The sequence below is a fragment of the Pseudomonas sp. PDM04 genome (genome assembly GCF_014851765.1).
Taxonomy (GTDB): Bacteria; Pseudomonadota; Gammaproteobacteria; order Pseudomonadales; family Pseudomonadaceae; genus Aquipseudomonas.
Genome location: NZ_JACVAI010000002.1, coordinates 1,075,991 through 1,093,417 on the forward strand (window position 1 = coordinate 1,075,991; position 17,427 = coordinate 1,093,417).

The following is a 17,427-nucleotide window of genomic DNA, read 5'->3' on the forward strand; positions in this document are numbered from 1 at the left end:
CCTTGAGCGGTCAGGCAGCGGGTTGGGTCTTAAACGTCAGCAAACCTGCCAGCGCACCGCAGGCGAGCAACACTTCACCCAGTGCCTGGGCCCAGACCGCCAACATCAGCCCACCGCCCATCAACAGGTAATACAGCAAACCGAACAGCGCGCCGGCAGTTCCCAATCGATCGGTGTAACGGCCCAACGCAGTCCCCAGAATGTTCGGGATGGCCATGCCGAAAGCCAACACCACCGGCAGCATCGCCAACACGAACAGGACGCTGCCCTGAAGCAGCCATACGCCGATCCCGCCAGACAACGCCAACCCCGCCGCCAGGCGAATCAACTGTGAGCCGTCGAGGCCGCGCCGAAGCAGGCATTTGTTGAGCCAGGCGCCGAGACCTGAAGCCAGCGCCAGGATCACACCGCTGTAGCCGAACCACTGCGCGTTCAAGCCCAAGCGCTGAAACTCGAAAGGGCCCAGGCTGTAGTAGCTGAACAGGGCCACATTGAAAAGCGCCACCAGTGACGCCGACCGCCATATCTGCAGATCGCCCAGCATGCGCCCGAGCGTTTCGAACAAAGGCGGTATCGGCATTCGCTGCGGCCGTGTTTCCGGCAAGGCGAACAGGCAGCCCAGCGCCAACGCCGACGACAACAGCAACAGGCCCCCCGCCACACCCCGATAACCGAAGCCCTGGACCAGGCTCGCGCCGACGAACAGTCCAATCGCCGGACTGACCGCGAGCGCGATGCCGATCACCGAAAACACCTGTGCCAGGTCCGCGCCTTTGAACCGGTCGCGCAACACGGTCTGTGTCACCACCGAGCCCACTGCTGCACCGAACGCAGCCAGCGCCTGCGCGGCCAGCAACCCGTTGAAGGTGCTGACCCTCATCGCCAGTACCGAGGCCACCGCGTACAGGGCCAACCCCGACAGCATCGAAGGCCGCCGGCCGATCCGATCGCAGAGCAGGCCCCACGTCACCACGCCTGAGGCGAACGCCAGGAAAAATACCGACAGCATTCGCCCAGCGGTGTGTGGCCCGACGCAAAACACCTGGCCAATGTTGGTCAGCGCCGGGCTATAGAGGGTTTGCGCCAGCTGCGTGAACATCAGCAAGGCAATGGCCATTACCCGCAGTGGAGTGTGATTCGTCATGGCTTCGCTCTCAGAAAAAGAGAGCAGCCTAGTGGAGCACCAGCTGACGTATTATCGAAATCAGGACAATAAATCGATGAGATCGGACAAACATGGCTTGGCTGGATTCCCGCGCACGGTTCGACCCTGATGCGTTTACAGCACCGGTTATCGGTATCGCTGCCACGCTCGGCAATCACGATTCGGGCCTGCATCAACATCAGCGCGGCCAGCTGTTGTTCACCCGCCAGGGCTGTATGCGCATTACGCTGGCCCAGCAGTTATGCCTGCTGCCGCCTTCTCGCGCCGCGTGGATTCCGTCGGGAGTGCGTCACCGTGCCGTCATGCAACAGAGTGTCGACTACCGCTCGATCTACCTGACACCGGCCTTGTGCGCCGAGCTGCCGCAACACGTCTGCGTGATGGAAGTCAGCGCGTTGCTGCACGCGGTGTTGGAGCCAATGGCCTTCTGCGACTTCGACACGGATTGGCAGCAGGGCAAATTCTTTCATTTGCTGGGCCTGTGCCTCGGCGAAATTCGCGACGCTGCGCAGCAACCCATGCTGCTGCCGCTGCCGTGGGACAAACGCCTGGCACCGCTGCTCGAATCCCTCGATCGGTTGCCTCCCGAACTTCAGGCATTGCAAGCGCAAATAGGCGCCAGCGGCCGCACCATCGGCCGGATTTTCCAGCGCGAAACCGGCATGAGCTATCAGCAATGGCGACAACAGTGGCGGTTGATGCGAGCCATTGAATTGCTCGCGACCGGACGAACCATCAGTTACAGCGCTTTCGAATTGGGATTTGCCAGCGACAGCGCATTCATCGCGTTCTTCAAGGCCATGACCGGTGTCACTCCGGGCGCCTGGTTGAATTAGGCACCTGACCACTGGCGACAGAATTCAATTGCAAGCAAATATTACATACGTCATATTATGTGCGTAATGTATATCCGTTGCCAAAGGTATTCCCTGATGACCAGCATGCCCAGCCCTGAATCCGATCTCGCTGTTGCGGCGCGCGCGCCACGGTCACCCCTGCTCAAGCGCCTGGTTCTGCTGACGCTGGCCATGTCCGCACTGGTATTGGCTGGGTTGTACGCCGCGCACTGGTGGACGGCAGGCCGTTTCATCGAGGAAACCGACGACGCCTACATCGGCGGCGATGTGACGGTGATCGGGCCGAAGGTCGCCGGTTACATAGAAGAAGTGCTGGTCAGCGACAACCAGAGCGTGAAGCCGGCGATGTGCTGATTCGCCTCGATTCCCGCGACTACCGCGCCCACCTGGCCAAGGCCGAGGGTGCGGTCGCCGCCGAAGAAGCCTTGCTGGCCAATCTCGACGCCACAGAACAACTGCAACAGGCCGTGATCGGCCAGGCCCGCGCCGGGATCGAGGCTGCGGGTGCCGAAACCGCGCGCTCCCGGGATGACAACCTGCGCTACAAGAAGCTGGTGGGCAGCAATGCCGTTTCGGTGGAGAGCGCCCAGCGCGCCGACGCCACGTTCAAGACCGCCCAGGCCCTGAGTTCAAGGGCCCAGGCCGAACTGCTCGCCGCGCAACGGCAATTGAATGTGATCGAAACCCAGAAACAGCAGGCCCGGGCCGCGCTGATGCAGGCCCGGGCCGAACGTGACCTGGCGCAACTGAATGTCGGCTACACCGAACTGCGCGCGCCCATCGACGGCGTCATCGGCAACCGCCGTGCACGGGTCGGCGCGTATGCACAGGCCGGTTCGCAACAGTTGTCGGTGGTGCCCTCGAGCGGGCTGTGGGTCGATGCCAATTTCAAGGAAGATCAACTGGCGCACATGACCCCCGGCCAGCCGGTGGTGATCCGCGCCGACGTGCTTTCGGGGCAGCAATTCCACGGTCACCTCGACAGCCTTGCCCCCGCCAGTGGTTCCCAGTTCAGCGTGCTGCCACCGGAAAACGCCACCGGCAACTTCACCAAGATCGTCCAGCGGGTGCCGGTGCGTATCCGGCTCGATCCGGCGGACAGCCTGCTCGGCCACCTGCGTCCAGGGTTGTCGGTGACCGCCGAAGTGGACACGCGCCAGGCACCTGAATCCGCCGCCGTGGCCAGTGCGCCATGAGCCGCGCCCTCGCCGCTCCCGCCCAACCGTTCAACGCGGCGGACATGGCGACGGCGACCAAGGTGTTCGCCTTCGCCAGCATGTGCATCGGCATGTTCATTGCGCTGCTGGACATTCAGATTGTCTCGGCGTCATTGCGCGATATCGGCGGCGGGTTGTCAGCCGGGACGGATGAAACCGCATGGGTGCAGACCAGCTACCTGATCGCCGAAATCATCGTGATACCGTTGTCCGGCTGGCTGTCGCGCGTGTTTTCGACCCGCTGGCTGTTCTGCGCGTCCGCCGTGGGCTTCACCCTGGCCAGCCTGCTCTGCGGCGCGGCCTGGAACATCCAGAGCATGATCGCCTTCCGCGCACTGCAGGGGTTTCTGGGTGGGTCGATGATCCCCTTGGTGTTCACCACCGCGTTCTTTTTCTTCACCGGCAAGCAACGGGTCATCGCCGCCGCGACCATCGGCGCCGTCGCGTCACTGGCGCCGACCCTGGGGCCGGTGATCGGCGGCTGGATCACTGACGTGTCGTCGTGGCACTGGCTGTTCTACATCAACCTGGTGCCGGGTATCTTCGTCGCGGTGGCGGTGCCACTGCTGGTGAAAATCGATCAGCCGGAGCTGTCCCTGCTCAAGGGCGCCGACTACCTGAGCATGGTGTTCCTGGCGCTGTTTCTTGGCTGCCTGGAATACACCCTGGAAGAAGGTCCACGCTGGAACTGGTTCAGCGACCGCACGATACTGACGACGGCCTGGATCAGTGGCCTGGCGGGCCTGGCATTTATCGGTCGCACCCTGCACGTGGCCAATCCGATCGTCGATTTGCGCGCCCTGAAAGACCGCAACTTCGCCCTCGGCTGCTTCTTCTCATTCGTTACCGGAATCGGCCTGTTCGCCACGATTTACCTGACACCGCTGTTTCTCGGCCGGGTGCGTGGCTATGGCGCGCTGGACATTGGCCTGGCGGTTTTCTCCACCGGGGTGTTCCAGATCATGGCCATTCCGCTGTATGCCTTTCTGGCCAACCGCCTCGACCTGCGCTGGATCATGATGACCGGCCTGGGCCTGTTCGCGTTGTCGATGTGGGATTTCAGCCCGATCACCCATGACTGGGGCGCCAGGGAATTGATGCTGCCGCAAGCCCTGCGCGGGATTGCCCAGCAATTGGCCGTGCCGCCGGCGGTGACCCTGACCCTCGGCGGGCTGGCACCGGCTCGTCTCAAGCATGCCTCCGGGTTGTTCAACCTGATGCGAAACCTCGGGGGCGCCATTGGCATCGCTGCCTGCGCAACCATCCTCAACGACCGCACCAACCTGCACTTCACCCGGCTGGCGGAAAACCTCAACAGCAGCAACGAGGCCCTGAACCAGTGGCTGTCCCAGGTCGGCAACAACTTCGCCGCCCTGGGCCAGAGCGGCGACATCGGCGTCACCGCCAGCCTGCATCAGCTCTGGTTGCTGACCTACCGCGAAGCGCAGACGCAAACTTACGGCGACACCTTCCTGCTGATCGGCGCCTGCTTCGTCATCGCCACGGCGCTGGTGCCCTTGATGCGCAAGGTGCAACCACCGGCCGCGCCGAGTGCTGATGGGCATTGAGCGGACGATCAAGGCAACCATCCGCCTCTGACCTCACCGAGTACCGATGCACATCGGTACTTGGTTGACCCTCAAGCCTGAGGCATTTTGCGGAAGCCCACGGCCAGGCGGTTCCAGCTGTTGATGGTGGAAATCGCCACGGTCAGGTCGACCATTTCCTTGGGGCTGAACTGCGCAGCGACGTATTCGTAGACATCGTCCGGAGCGTGGGTCTGGCTGAGTTCGGTCAGGGACTCGGTCCACGCCAGCGCGGCGCGTTCGCGATCGCTGAAGAACGGCGCCTCACGCCAGGCCGTCACAGCGAACAGACGGCGCGTGGTTTCTCCGCCCTTGAGGGCATCGGTGGTGTGCATGTCGATGCAGAAGGCGCAGCCGTTGATTTGCGAGGCGCGCAGCTTGACCAGTTCGATCAGGCTCTTCTCCAGCGGCAGCTTCGAAACGGCACCTTCCAGGGCCATCATGGCTTTGAGTGCATCGGGAGAAGCGGTGTAGAAATCGATACGAGGTTGCATGGCGGGCTCCAGGGGTTAGTGGGGTGTCACTAAGTTAATCCCGTGCACCGGCGAGACAAATAACCAATATTCCAGAAGTCGAGGAGGCCATTGCGCCTGCGAAAAAATAAAAGTACGCCGGGCCGATTGCCAGCGGTCGGTCCGCGCCACTAGAATGCGATCAATTCTTAATTGCAGTCAGGCCAGGACGCCCGAATCGAGTACCTGCTCCCCATGTCGTCGACCGACCACCCTTCGAACCAGCAAATTCACACCCTTTACAGCGAACATCACGGTTGGCTGCAGGGATGGCTGCATCGGAAACTCGGAAACCGCTGCGATGCGGCCGACCTGGCCCACGACACTTTCCTGCGCCTGCTGACCCGTCAGGTCATCAAACCCCTGGGCAGCGAACCACGGGCGCTGCTGACCCATATCGCCAAAGGCCTGGTGATCGACCGCTGGCGGCGCCAGGACCTTGAGCGTGCCTACCTGGACACCATCGCTCAACTGCCCGCGTGCGAGGTGCCTTCGCCGGAAACCCGCCTGCTGATTCTCGAAACCCTGACGCGGATCGAAGCGCTGCTGCGCGAATTGCCGGCGGTCACCCGCGACACCTTCCTGCTGTCACAGATCGAAGGCCTGACGTACGGCCAGATCGCCGACCGACTGAGCGTGTCGCTGATCACCGTGAAACGGCACATGCGCGCCGCCTTCATTGCCTGCCTGAGTGTCGCCTGATGACCACGATAATCAACCCGCAAATCATCGGCGAAGCCGCCGACTGGCTGGTGCAGTTGCACTCGGGATCCGCTACGCCGTCCGACCATCAGGCCATTGCCCAGTGGCGCAACCGCAGTGCCGAGCATGCCCAGGCATGGCTGCGGGCCGAAGCGCTGCTCGGGGAATTTCGCAGCGTGCCGCCCAACCTCGCCCTGCAGACCCTGCAACGGGCGGCGCGCAAGGATGGCCTCAGCCGCCGCCAGACCCTGACGCGCCTGGGCCTGTTGCTCATGGCCGGCCCCGTGGGCATCGCCGCGCAACATGTGCCGTGGCAACAATGGAACCCCGATCAGCGCACCGCCGTCGGCGAACAGAAACAGGTGCAATTGCCCGACGGCAGCCAGTTGTTGCTCAATACGCAAAGTGCCGTGAACATTGCCTTCAGCCCGCGGGAACGGCGCATCACACTGCTGGATGGCGAAGTGTTGATCAGTACCGCCAGGGACGACCAGGCGCGGCCGTTTATCGTTGAAACCCCGCAAGCCATTGCCCGCGCACTGGGGACGCGCTTCTGCGTGCGCACCCACGACTCGCTCAGCCAGGTGTCCGTGCTCGAGGGGCAGGTGCAAGTCACCCCACTGTTGCTGTCACAAGGCACTACCCTCAAGGCCGGAGAGCGCCAATCGTTCAAAGCCGACCGGTTCGACCCGGTGGAACGCTTCGACACCAGTTCCCTGGCCTGGGACAAAGGCATGTTGTTGGCCAACAACATGCGCCTGGACGAATTGCTCGGTGAGTTGAGCCGCTACCGTCCCGGCATTCTGCGCTGCCATGCCGATGTCGCGGGGCTGCGGGTGTCGGGGGCGTTTTCCCTGCGCGATACCGACGCCAGCCTGCGCCTGCTCAGCGATACGCTGCCACTGCGAATCAGCAGCCTGACCCGCTACTGGATGTCGGTCGAACCCCGGGCCTGACCGCCTGCTGAAATTTTTTCCCTGCCCCCTGATACCTTTTTGCGTTTCGTTCGGTGTGTGGATCAGACCTCTTCAATTCCACGCGCTCGACAGGAACGCCGAATGACTTCAACGCTGCTGCACCGCCCCGCCGAATTCCCGCTCAAGGCCCTGAGCCTGAGCGTTGCCCTGGCCTTTACCCTGTTGGTGCCCGTCAGCAGCCAGGCTGCCGACAGCGTCAGTGAAAGCACCGCCCGCAACGTCAACATCGCACCGGGCCTGCTCAGCCATGCCCTGGCGCAATTTGCCGTGGCGGTCGGGGTGCCGCTGTCGTTCGATCCGGCACAACTGGGCAATCGCCAGAGCCCGGGATTGCAAGGCAACTACAGCGCGCAAGCGGGCTTCGCGCAATTGCTGGAAGGCAGTGGTTTCGAACTGATCAGCACCGGCGGCAACGGCTATACCGTGGCGCCGCGAGTGTCCGCCGATGGCGCACTGGAACTGGGGGCAACCAACGTCAGTGCCCTGCGCGACGACAACGCCGAAACCTACGGCGGTGGCCAGGTTGCCAAGGTGGCGCAGGTCGGCATCTTCGGCAATCAGGCCTTGAAAGACCTGCCCTTCAGCGTCACCAGCTACACCGCCAAGACCATTGCCGACCAGCAGGCCCAGACCGTCGGCGACGTGTTGCTCAACGATGCTTCGGTGCGCCAGTCCTCCGGTTTCGGCAACTTCTCCCAGGTGTTCATGATTCGCGGTTTGCCGCTGGTGTCTGACGACATTTCCTACAACGGCTTGTACGGCATCCTGCCCCGGCAGATCGTCGCCACCGAGGCACTGGAGCGGGTCGACCTGTTCAAGGGCCCGAACGCTTTCGTCAACGGCGTCACCCCCAGTGGCAGCGGGATCGGCGGCGGCGTCAACCTGCAACCCAAACGCGCCAACGATGTGCCGACCCGCAGCATCACCCTCGAACACAGCAGCGATGGCCAGGTCGGCGGGCACCTGGACCTGGGCCAGCGCTTTGGCGAAGACAACCGGTTCGGTGCGCGAGTCAACCTGATGCAACGCGAAGGTGACACCGCCGTCGATGACGAAGACCGACGCTCGTCGTTGATCAGCCTCGGCCTGGACTATCGCGGCGATCGCCTGCGCCTGTCGGCGGACCTGGGCTACCAGAAACAGGTGATCAACCAGGGACGCTCGGTGATCTACGTCGATTCGGCCCTGAGCAAGACGCCCAAGGTGCCGCACGCCAATGCCAGTTACGCGCAGAGCTGGAGCTACTCACAGCTGGAAGACACTTTCGGCATGGCCCGCGCCGAGTACGACCTCAGCGACAACTGGACCGCCTATGTGTCCGGTGGCGCCAAACACACCCGGGAGAATGGCGTGTATTCGTCGTTGACCGTCACCAATCTCAACGGCAACGCCAAGGGCGGCATGCTCTACTCGCCCCACGACGAAGACAACAAAAGCCTGATGGCCGGCCTCAATGGCCACTTCAATACCGGGCCGGTCAGCCATCAATTGAACTTCGGCCTGGCGGGCATCTGGGGCCAGCAGCGCTCCGCGTTCGAAACCATCGGCGCCGCCTCGCGCTACGACAGCAACCTCTACGATGTCACCGACAAGCCGCGTCCACGCCCGACATCCTTTGCCAGCGACATCTCCGATCCGCGCATCGTCGGCAAGAACACCCTGCGCAGCGCTGCGGTGTCCGACACCCTGGGCTTGCTCGACGATCGTGTCTTACTGACCCTCGGCGTGCGCAAGCAGACGATGAACGTCGACGGCTGGAACACCGCCAGCGGCGCGCGCACCTCAAGCTACGAAGAATCGATCACCACTCCGGTCTACGGCCTGGTGATCAAGCCGTGGGAACACGTTTCGTTTTACGCCAACCGCATCGAAGGCCTGGCCAAGGGCCCGACGCCGCCGACCACCGCGATCAACCGCGACGAAACCTTCGCCCCGGTGCGCAGCAAACAGATCGAGGCCGGCGTGCGCCTGGACATGGACAGCTACGGTGCCAGCCTGGGCGTGTACCGCATCGAACAGCCTTCGAGCTACACCCAGGGCGGGATCTTCCGGGTCGACGGTCAGCAGGAAAACAAGGGCGTTGAGCTGAACCTTTACGGCGAACCCCTGGACGGCCTGCGCCTGCTGAGTGGCGCCACCCTGATGAAGACCGAAATCGAAGGCAGCACCAACGGCGTCAACGACGGCAACCGCGCGGTCGGCGTGCCACGCTTCCAGTTCAACCTGGGTGCCGACTGGGATGTGCCGGGCATCGAAGGCGCAGCCGTCAGCGCAAGGATGTTGCGCACCGGCGGGCAATACCTGAATGCCGCCAACACCCAGAGCATCCCGGCGTGGAACCGCTTCGATCTGGGCTCGCGTTACGCGTTCAAGCTCGACGACAAGGAAATCACCCTGCGCGCCAACCTGGAGAACGTGGCGAACAAGGCGTATTGGGCATCGGCGTATGGGGGTTACCTGACGCAGGGCACGCCGCGGACATTGAAGGTGTCGGCGACGCTGGATTTCTGATTCGCAGCACGCCGTTTGCACTCTTCGTCGGCACGCCGCCCGGAGCGGCGCGCATCCACATTCGACCCGGTCTCATCAATGGAACAGGGTCAACCGTGGGAGCGGATTTGCTCCGGGCGGCTGCGACGAACCGCGCAACGGCCATCCACCCGAGCCTCAGGCGCGGTTGCGCAACCACTGCAAGAACCCTCTCTTCGGCGCCACCTTCGGCACTTCCTCGGTCAACGTCTGGGCCCGGTGCAAGCGATAATCGAGCAGCGCCTTCATCGCCTCGCCAATGTCATGCCGCGCTTCCAGGCAAGGCTTGAGATAATCCTTCTCGATCCGGTACAGACTGCAGGCTGTCTTGGCGCTGAATTCGGCGGGCAGCGAAGTGTCCGACAGGATGCCGCCCTCACCGATCACCTCGCCCGGCCCCATGCGCCCGGACTCGAACTTGACCCCGGCACGGCTCAGCGCCACCGTCACCACGCCGGATTCGACGATGAACAAATGGTCGCTGACCTCCCCCGCCGGCAGAATCGTTTCCCCGGCACGGAAGGTCTGCAGGGTCATGTGCTGGCTGAAGGTTTCCTTTTCCTCCTGGCGCAGGGTGGAGAAAATCGCCGAGCTTTCCAGCAACGCCCGTGGCCGTGACAGATTCGCCGGCGCATTCGATTCGACACTCGACAACAGGCTCACGCCCGATGCCTGCAAGTGCCGGAACGCCAGGTCGAACAGCAGGTTGCGCACCATGCGCTTCTGGTCCATCGACACCACGAAACCACTGATTTCGTATTCCACGCCGGTGGCGCTCGAACCTTTGAGCGCGACGCTGGGCGCCGGCTTGCTCAACAGATGACGGCAGCCCTCCACCGCCCGTTCCAGCGCATCGATCACCGTCTGTGGACGGGCATGCGGGCTGAGCTGCAGGCTGATCGACACGCCGAACATATCGCTCGGTCGGCTGAAATTGATGATCTTGGCCTTGGCCGCCAGCGAGTTGGGGATGACCGCCATGCTGCCTTGGGACGTTTGCAGGCGCGTGGCGCGCCAGTCGATGTCGGTGACTCGGCCTTCGGTGCCGTCGATGGAGATCCAGTCATCCAGTTGATAGGGTTTGGTGGTGTTGAGCACAATCCCCGAGAACACGTCGCTGAGGGTGCTTTGCAAGGCCAGGCCGACGATGATCGCCAATGCGCCGGAGGTCGCCAGCACGCCTTTGACCGGCAAGTCCAGCACGTAGGCCAGTGCGGCAATGATCGCGATCAGGAAAATCACCGCGCCGAGCAGGTCCTGGAGCAGGCGCCCGGTGTGCCCCACCCGCTGCATCATCCCCGCCCCGATCAGCACCGTCAGCGTGCGCGCACCGAACAGCCACCAGCCGATCTGCAAACCGGTCGCCGCCAGGTGCAGCGGTACGTTGTCGGCCCAGGGCGCAGGCTCCAGCGGGTTCAACCCTTCGTTGAACAGCAGGATGCTGAACAGCGAAAAAATCAGCAGTCGTACCACCAGCTTCCAGTTGCTGCCATTGGCGCTGATCAGGCGCCATAACCCCAGGTCGATCAGGATCAGGATCAGCGCACAGATCAGCGGGTGATTGGTGAGCAATGACAGCATCGAACAGCTCCAGCCGGATACGGATGGGCACAGTGTAGGAGCAATTACCGGTCCGGGAGCAATTCAAAAAAGCCTGTTCGAGGGGCTGGATGGCGCCCGGGCTTCAAGCGCTCATATGCCCGAAGCGCCCCGAGTGGAAATCAGCGAACGCCTGGTGGATCTCTTCCTCGCTGTTCATCACGAACGGACCGTGGCCGACGATGGGCTCGTCGATCGGTTCGCCGCTGAGCAACAGCACCACAGCGTCGTTGTTGGCTTCCAGGCTGAGCTGCTGGCCCGCGCGTTCGAACAACGCCAGTTGCCCTTCCCGCACCAGCTCCTGACCGTTGACCTGAACCGTACCGTGTAGCACCACCAGCGCAGTGTTGCGGCCTTCGTGCAGGTCGAGGGTCAGCAACTTGCCGCCGTTGAGGCGCATGTCCCAGACATCGATCGGGGTGAAGGTTCGCGCCGGACCGGTACGCCCCTCGAACTCCCCGGCGATCAGGCGCAGGCTGCCGGCCTGGTCCTTGAGCGGGATGTTCGCAATGTCGCTGTCGAGAATCGTCTGGTAACCCGGGTCGGCCATCTTGTCCTTCGCCGGCAGGTTGACCCACAGCTGGACCATTTCCAGGGCGCCGCCGGATCTGGCGAAGGCTTCGGAATGGAACTCTTCGTGGAGAATCCCCGACGCCGCCGTCATCCACTGCACATCACCGGGACCGATCTTGCCGCCACTGCCCGTGGAGTCGCGATGCTCCACCTCGCCTTCGTAGACGATGGTCACCGTCTCGAAACCGCGGTGCGGGTGTTGGCCTACACCGCGACGTTCAGTGGTCGGTGAGAATTGCGCAGGGCCGGCGTGGTCCAGCAGCAAAAACGGGCTGATGTGCTTGGCCAGGTTGTCGTAGGAAAACAGCGTGCGAACCGGAAAGCCGTCACCGACCCAATGGGTTCGTGGGCTGGTGTAAACGCCGATGAGGTTTTTCATGAAGTCTCCAAATCTGTGGTGTGACCCGATGGAGAAAGCTTAAAACTGAACCCTTTGGAGCGCTAGACGGCAAAAACAAGCTTGAGCGTTCCACATGGAGGACGATGCTGGACGATACACGGGGCTGGCATTGATTTTATTTCGGGCATAATATTAAACAAAATTACAACTATAATATCGTTATCCGCCCGAGGACATGCTCATGCAAAACCCGACCCGCGAAACCACCCTGGCGCAATGGATCGCCGAGGAGGACGCCATGCGCGCGCGCCTGGCAGAGCCCGGCAGCCTGTCGCTGGCCGAGGTCAGCGCGTTGTCGCCCAGCGAATTCTTCGACGGCATCGGCAACGGCGAACTGCCGTCCCCGCCTATTGGCACGTTGATGGATTTCATCCCGATCCAATGGTCGGCCGGGCTGTTCGTCTTCCAGGGCACACCGGATTCGCGGCACTACAACCCACTGGGCAGCGTGCATGGTGGTTACGCCGCGACCCTGCTGGACTCGTGCATGGGTTGTGCGATCCACACACAGCTGAAAAAGGGCCAGGGCTACACTACGCTGGATCTGCGCATCAGCTATGTGCGCGCGCTGACCGGCGCCAGTGGGCCGGTGCGGGCCGAAGGCAAGATCGTGCACCTGGGACGCTCGACGGCACTGGCCGAGGGACGGATCTATGACGTGGATGGGCGCTTGTATGCCACGGGTTCGACCACCTGCATGATTCTGGAGGCGCGCCAGTAAGCCAGCGAAAATCCCGAAACACACGGCGCCTGGCCCCCCCGCCATCGCGAGCAGGCTCGCTCCCACAGGTCCTGGGCTGGGCACAGATTTCGTGGACGACTCAAATCGCTGTGGGAGCGAGCCTGCTCGCGATTCGGCCCGCACGGCCACCATCAACGGCGCCTGAAATCCCGGCTTCAGCCCTGGGAAAGCTGTTGGTCCAGCCGCGCCATGGCCTGCTGCAACTGATCGACCGCGTCGTCGATCTGTGCAGCACCGCCATCGCCGCAGGCGCGCTCCAGTGCCTCGCAGCACTCGATCAGGGACGATGCCCTGACCATCAACGCGCCGCCCTTGATGCGATGGGCAAGCGTGCACAGGCCCGATTCATCGCCCAAGGCATGTGCCTTGAGCAGTTCCTCCCGATCGGACCGGTTGCTCAGCAGCAGGTCTCGCAACAACTGCTCGATCAGTTCATGGTCCTCGCCGACGTACTGTTGCAGCCCGCTCAAGTCGATCTCGGACCCGGTTGGAGGCGGATCGGCGGGTGCCACCACGGGTTCCCCGGAAAATTTCGCCGCCAGCCAGGCGCTCAGGTCGGCCAGGCGGATCGGTTTGAACAGGCAGTCGTCCATGCCCGCCTCCAGGCAACGGGCTTTTTCCTCGGGTTGCGCATTGGCGGTAAACCCCAGGATCAGAGTCGGCGGCAGTCCCTGCATGCGCTCTTTTTCGCGGATCGCCTGCGCCAACTCATAGCCGCTGAGCACCGGCATATTGCAGTCGGTGATCAGCACATCGAAATCCGCCTCGCACCACTTCTCGAAACCTTGTCGGCCATCCTCCGCCGCCGTGACGCGGTGCCCGAGGTAGTTCAATTGCCGGGTCATCAACAGCCGGTTGGCCGGGTAATCGTCGACCACCAGAATCGTCAGCGCACGGGTTGGTGCAGGGGCCGGGGTCTCGGGCACCGGGCTGCTCGCGTCGGGTTTCAACATCGGCAACTCGAGACTGACGTCGATCCGCGTTCCCCGGCCCATTTCACTGTCGAGTTGCAGCCGGCCCCCCATCATTTCGCACAGGGTCCGGCTGATCACCAACCCCAGCCCGGAACCCTGCCGGTCAGACTGCCGGCTGTTGCCAGCCTGGACGAAGGGGCTGAACAGGCGCTGCTGGTCGAACGCGCTGATTCCGACGCCGGTGTCCTCGATGCGCAGATGGATCGCCAGATACCCCGACACCTCCGGCTCTACCCGCAAGGTCAGGCTCACTTCGCCCTCGAGGGTGAACTTGATCGCGTTGCTCAGCAGATTGGACAGCACCTGCTTGAAGCGCGTGGGATCGATCAGTACATCGCAGCCGCTGTGCTCGTCCAGATCGACCCGCCACTCCAGGTTCTTCTGCCGCGCCAACCCCTCGAACACCCGGCACACCGAGCTCACCAGCGCACGCAGGTTGGCGCGTTCCGGGGTCAGGGACAAATGCCCGGACTCGATGCGCGCAATGTCCAGAATGTCACCGATCAACGCCAGCAACTGTTGCCCGGCATTCGACGCCACTTCGATGGCACCACGGTCGGTGATGCCGTCATCCGCACGCTTGAGCGCCAGCTCGAGCATGCCCAGCAGGGCATTCATCGGTGTGCGGATTTCATGGCTCATGGTGGCCAGAAACGTGGTCTTGGCGCGGTTGGCATCGTCTGCCGCATCCTTGGCTTCCTGCAATTGGCTGAGCAGTTGCTGGCGCAGGCGAATCTGCCGGCGCTGCCAGGCTATCCAGGCCAGCGCCAGCAACAGCAAGCCCCCGGCAGCGGCAAAGGCCTGGAGGATGCCCTGACGGTGACGCAGCCAGAAGCTCTGTTCGACCATCAGGTCGTTGCGCCAATAACCGGTCATTTCATCGATTTCTTCGGGGGCAATGCTGAGCAGCGCCTTGTCCAGGATCGAGTGCAGCTCCACCGCATCGCGCGCGGTGGCCAGGGTGCTGCGGGCCGGATCGGTGCCGACCGTACTGGTCACTTGCAGACGGTCACGGTATTGCCGCGAAATCATGATCCGCGCACCGATCAACGAGTTGATCGCGCCGTCGGTCTTGCCCTGGGCAACCATCTCCATGCCATCGGCGGTCAACGGTGCATTGACCAGCTCGACCTGCGGAAAATGCAGGCGGGTGAACTCACCGGCACCGTTGCCCTGGGTCACCGCCAGCGTCTTGCCCGCCATGTCGTCCAGTGTCCTGGGGCTGTCGGGACCGACCCGGGTCACCAGCACATTCGGACTGGTCAGGAACGGCCGGGTGAAACGCAACTCGGTTTCGCGCTCGATGCTCGGGCTGACACCCGCCACTACGTCGATCTGCCCGTTCTTGATGCCCTCGAGCATTTGCGCCACGGATTGCACCGGCTGAAAATCAAACTTCAAGCCGGTACGCACGCTGATTTTTGCCAACACATCGATGCTGATGCCGCGGTACTTGCCTTCACTGTCGATAAAGGAAATCGGCATGAGATTTTCGTTGATCGCCACGTTCAGGCGCGGATGCTGATCGAGCCAGCGTTGTTCGGCCACACTGAATTGCAACGTCTGGGTGCCGGCGATGGACGATCCGCTGGCCCCCCACCGACGCAGGATATTGATCCGTTCATTGGTCGGCACCGCAGCCAGGGCCTGGTTGACGATGCGTTGCAACTGGCCGCTGCCGCTGGCCATCGCGAACGCGAAACGCCCCGGTTCCATGGGGGGAAAAATCCGCCAGCTGAACGTTGTTGAGGTAATTTTTGCTGATCAGGTAATGGGCGCTGATGGCATCGCCCATGAACACGTCCGATTGGCCAAAGGCGACCGCCCCCACGGCGCCCAGCGTCGAAGGAAACAGTTGCACGTTCGCCTTGGGATAGAACGCCCGCACCTGCTGCTCGGGCAGATAGTGATACAACATCGCCAGGCGCTTGCCGGCCAGTTCCGGGTCCAGGGGCAGTGTCGAATCGGTGCGCGTCACCAACACCGGCTGATCGTCGGCATAGGCGCTGGATTTGCGTAACTGCGGGTCTTGCGTCTCATACCGGTTGGCCGTCCCCAGCAGGTCAGCCGCGCCGTCCTTGATCGCGCGTACCGCCTCGTCCCGTGACGCGTAGCGGTGAACCTCGATCTCTACGTTCAGCAATTGCTGGAGCAAACCGGCGTAGTCTGCAGTCAAGCCCTCGTAGTCGGTACCGGTGGTGGTGATGTCGAAGGGCGGGTAATCCGGCGCCGTGACCGCGAGCACCAATCGACCCTTGTCCCGCAGCCAGGTCGAATCGGTCTCCGACAGCGTGACGTCGTAACCATCGACGTTCGAGCGCCCCAGCAACGTGAGGGTCTGCGGCTGTGCATCAACACTGGATGCCCAGAAGCCAGTCACCAGGATGAGGGCGACCAGGCAACCGGGTCGTCGAAAAATCTTCATTCAGATCAGTTGATTACGCTTGGCGAAATCCCTCAGGTGCACCTTGGATTCCACGTTGAGTTTTTCCACCAGACGGGTTTTGTAGGTACTGACCGTCTTGTGGCTCAGGTTCATGATTTCGGCAATCTCCTTGTTGCCCATCCCACGCGCCAGGTACTGGAAGATCGTCAGCTCGCGGTCGGAAAGCTTGTCGATCATTTCCGTTTCGCTGCGCTGCAGTGCACTCATCGAGACCGAACTCGTCTCCAGCTGGATGAAGTAGGAGTAGCCGGACCTGACCGCGTGGACCGCCTTGTGCAAATGCTGCAGATCATTGGTCTTGGACACATACGCCACCGCCCCGGCACGCATGCATCGTTCCTGATAGAAACGGGCCTCCTGGCCGGTGAAGACCACGACCCGACAGCGCACGTCACTGGCCTGGATTCTGGCCAGTACATCCAGCCCGTCCAGTCCTGGCAACGCCAGGTCCAGTATCACCAGGTCGAGGTGATGCTCACGCAAAGCGGGCAGTACCTCGTTGCCGGTGGAAACCTCGCAAATCTGGTTGAACCCTTCCTGTTTGAGCAGGATTTTCACAGCAGCGCGAACCACCGGATGATCGTCCGCTATCAACGCTGACTTCATGGCAACTCCCTGTGCAAATACACGACGACCGGGCGAGGAATGCCCAGGGTCGGACCCGGGTTAGACGCAGTAGCTGCGCGATGACTTTTGCATGTCGCGGCGCGCAAGACTAGCTGACAGAAATGACAGTGCCGACGAACGGTTGGCGCGACTCGATGATCGCCATCGACCGTTCAATGAACGGCAGTTCGGGCACGGATGCCTGGATCACCTGGATCCTTTGCTGCCCATCGGCGGACACCGCGGGCAATCGCGCGACGTCAGCATCATAGATCAGGACGTGATGAACCTGTGGGTGATCGAGAAAAAAGTCGTACAGGTTCAACTCGCCTTCAGCCATCGAGGCGTTGATGACCACCAGATCGAAGGGCACGCCCCCGTAATCGACCAGGGTCAGCAATTCCGCCAGGTTGTGCACGGGCACCACGCGGTAGTAATCGAGCTGGTTGAACAAACGCTCGATTCTCATGCGTTGAAAATGTTGCTCGTCGGCAATCAGGATACGTAACGCTTTGTTCGACAACCGGGACCACCAGAAGGCT

The 17,427-nt window shown here is 62.5% G+C and carries 13 protein-coding genes and 2 pseudogenes; 7 read left to right on the top strand and 8 right to left on the bottom strand.

All coding sequences use genetic code 11. The annotated features are described in order from the left end of the window. Nucleotides 1-10: 10 nt before the first annotated feature. Nucleotides 11-1,144, bottom strand: coding sequence for an MFS transporter (locus IB249_RS11865; protein WP_192304750.1), 1,134 nt, complete (start codon nt 1,142-1,144; stop codon nt 11-13). Between the two features lie 92 nt (nt 1,145-1,236). Here IB249_RS11865 and IB249_RS11870 point away from each other — a divergent pair, with 92 nt between their 5' ends. The 3 genes and pseudogenes from IB249_RS11870 (at nt 1,237) to IB249_RS11880 (ending at nt 4,807) form a co-directional block, all read left to right on the top strand. Continuing rightward, nucleotides 1,237-2,001: an AraC family transcriptional regulator gene (locus IB249_RS11870; RefSeq protein WP_192304753.1), complete on the top strand. Its 765-nt coding sequence runs from the start codon at nt 1,237-1,239 to the stop codon at nt 1,999-2,001. Between the two features lie 96 nt (nt 2,002-2,097). Further along, a pseudogene (locus IB249_RS11875) lies at nt 2,098-3,218 on the top strand (HlyD family secretion protein). Continuing rightward, the gene (locus IB249_RS11880; protein WP_192304755.1) at nt 3,215-4,807 is read left to right on the top strand and encodes a DHA2 family efflux MFS transporter permease subunit; all 1,593 of its coding nucleotides are present in this window, start codon (nt 3,215-3,217) and stop codon (nt 4,805-4,807) included. Before IB249_RS11875 ends, IB249_RS11880 begins: the two are co-directional and overlap by 4 nt. 71 nt (nt 4,808-4,878) lie before the next feature. Here IB249_RS11880 and IB249_RS11885 read toward each other — a convergent pair whose 3' ends face one another. Both IB249_RS11885 and IB249_RS30130 read right to left on the bottom strand, forming a co-directional pair. Next, nucleotides 4,879-5,319: a carboxymuconolactone decarboxylase family protein gene (locus tag IB249_RS11885; protein ID WP_192304757.1), complete on the bottom strand. Its 441-nt coding sequence runs from the start codon at nt 5,317-5,319 to the stop codon at nt 4,879-4,881. Nucleotides 5,320-5,479: 160 nt separating this feature from the next. Then, nucleotides 5,480-5,608 (bottom strand): hypothetical protein, encoded by a 129-nt coding sequence (locus tag IB249_RS30130; protein WP_412547999.1) that lies wholly within the window; start codon nt 5,606-5,608, stop codon nt 5,480-5,482. Here IB249_RS30130 and IB249_RS11890 point away from each other — a divergent pair. From IB249_RS11890 to IB249_RS11900, 3 genes are all read left to right on the top strand, one after another. Beyond that, the gene (locus IB249_RS11890; RefSeq protein ID WP_412548000.1) at nt 5,566-6,039 is read left to right on the top strand and encodes a sigma-70 family RNA polymerase sigma factor; all 474 of its coding nucleotides are present in this window, start codon (nt 5,566-5,568) and stop codon (nt 6,037-6,039) included. The genes IB249_RS30130 and IB249_RS11890 overlap by 43 nt on opposite strands. Beyond that, nucleotides 6,039-6,995 carry a FecR domain-containing protein gene (locus tag IB249_RS11895; RefSeq protein WP_192304761.1) on the top strand — a complete coding sequence of 319 codons (957 nt, stop codon included), beginning with the start codon at nt 6,039-6,041 and terminating at the stop codon, nt 6,993-6,995. Before IB249_RS11890 ends, IB249_RS11895 begins: the two co-directional genes overlap by 1 nt. Nucleotides 6,996-7,097: 102 nt before the next feature. Continuing rightward, on the top strand, nt 7,098-9,527 hold the full coding sequence (locus tag IB249_RS11900) for a TonB-dependent receptor (protein WP_192304763.1): 2,430 nt from the start codon (nt 7,098-7,100) through the stop codon (nt 9,525-9,527). Between the two features lie 156 nt (nt 9,528-9,683). Here IB249_RS11900 and IB249_RS11905 read toward each other — a convergent pair whose 3' ends face one another. Both IB249_RS11905 and IB249_RS11910 read right to left on the bottom strand, forming a co-directional pair. After that, entirely contained in the window at nt 9,684-11,126 is a 1,443-nt protein-coding gene (locus IB249_RS11905; protein ID WP_192304765.1) for a mechanosensitive ion channel domain-containing protein, read from the bottom strand. Between the two features lie 103 nt (nt 11,127-11,229). After that, nucleotides 11,230-12,096, bottom strand: a complete 867-nt coding sequence (locus IB249_RS11910) for a pirin family protein (RefSeq protein WP_192304767.1) — start codon at nt 12,094-12,096, stop codon at nt 11,230-11,232. Nucleotides 12,097-12,298: 202 nt separating this feature from the next. Between IB249_RS11910 and IB249_RS11915 the strand changes: the two genes are divergently transcribed. Continuing rightward, complete coding sequence (locus IB249_RS11915; RefSeq protein WP_192304769.1) at nt 12,299-12,838, top strand: PaaI family thioesterase; 540 nt, start codon at nt 12,299-12,301, stop codon at nt 12,836-12,838. 176 nt (nt 12,839-13,014) lie between these two features. Here the strand turns inward: IB249_RS11915 and IB249_RS11920 are convergent. The 3 genes and pseudogenes from IB249_RS11920 to IB249_RS11930 form a co-directional block, all read right to left on the bottom strand. Next, a pseudogene (locus IB249_RS11920) lies at nt 13,015-16,258 on the bottom strand (transporter substrate-binding domain-containing protein). Continuing rightward, entirely contained in the window at nt 16,259-16,885 is a 627-nt protein-coding gene (locus tag IB249_RS11925) for a response regulator transcription factor (RefSeq protein WP_192304771.1), read from the bottom strand. 109 nt (nt 16,886-16,994) lie between these two features. Beyond that, nucleotides 16,995-17,408, bottom strand: a complete 414-nt coding sequence (locus IB249_RS11930) for a response regulator (RefSeq protein ID WP_192304773.1) — start codon at nt 17,406-17,408, stop codon at nt 16,995-16,997. Nucleotides 17,409-17,427: the final 19 nt, after the last annotated feature.

What these genes read in the sequence shown, in the direction of transcription:
- IB249_RS11865 (WP_192304750.1), bottom strand. Translation starts at nt 1,144, where the DNA reads ATGACGAATCACACTCCACTGCGGGTAATGGCCATTGCCTTGCTGATG.
- IB249_RS11870 (WP_192304753.1), top strand. Translation starts at nt 1,237, where the DNA reads ATGGCTTGGCTGGATTCCCGCGCACGGTTCGACCCTGATGCGTTTACA.
- IB249_RS11880 (WP_192304755.1), top strand. Translation starts at nt 3,215, where the DNA reads ATGAGCCGCGCCCTCGCCGCTCCCGCCCAACCGTTCAACGCGGCGGAC.
- IB249_RS11885 (WP_192304757.1), bottom strand. Translation starts at nt 5,319, where the DNA reads ATGCAACCTCGTATCGATTTCTACACCGCTTCTCCCGATGCACTCAAA.
- IB249_RS11895 (WP_192304761.1), top strand. Translation starts at nt 6,039, where the DNA reads ATGACCACGATAATCAACCCGCAAATCATCGGCGAAGCCGCCGACTGG.
- IB249_RS11900 (WP_192304763.1), top strand. Translation starts at nt 7,098, where the DNA reads ATGACTTCAACGCTGCTGCACCGCCCCGCCGAATTCCCGCTCAAGGCC.
- IB249_RS11905 (WP_192304765.1), bottom strand. Translation starts at nt 11,126, where the DNA reads ATGCTGTCATTGCTCACCAATCACCCGCTGATCTGTGCGCTGATCCTG.
- IB249_RS11910 (WP_192304767.1), bottom strand. Translation starts at nt 12,096, where the DNA reads ATGAAAAACCTCATCGGCGTTTACACCAGCCCACGAACCCATTGGGTC.
- IB249_RS11915 (WP_192304769.1), top strand. Translation starts at nt 12,299, where the DNA reads ATGCAAAACCCGACCCGCGAAACCACCCTGGCGCAATGGATCGCCGAG.
- IB249_RS11925 (WP_192304771.1), bottom strand. Translation starts at nt 16,885, where the DNA reads ATGAAGTCAGCGTTGATAGCGGACGATCATCCGGTGGTTCGCGCTGCT.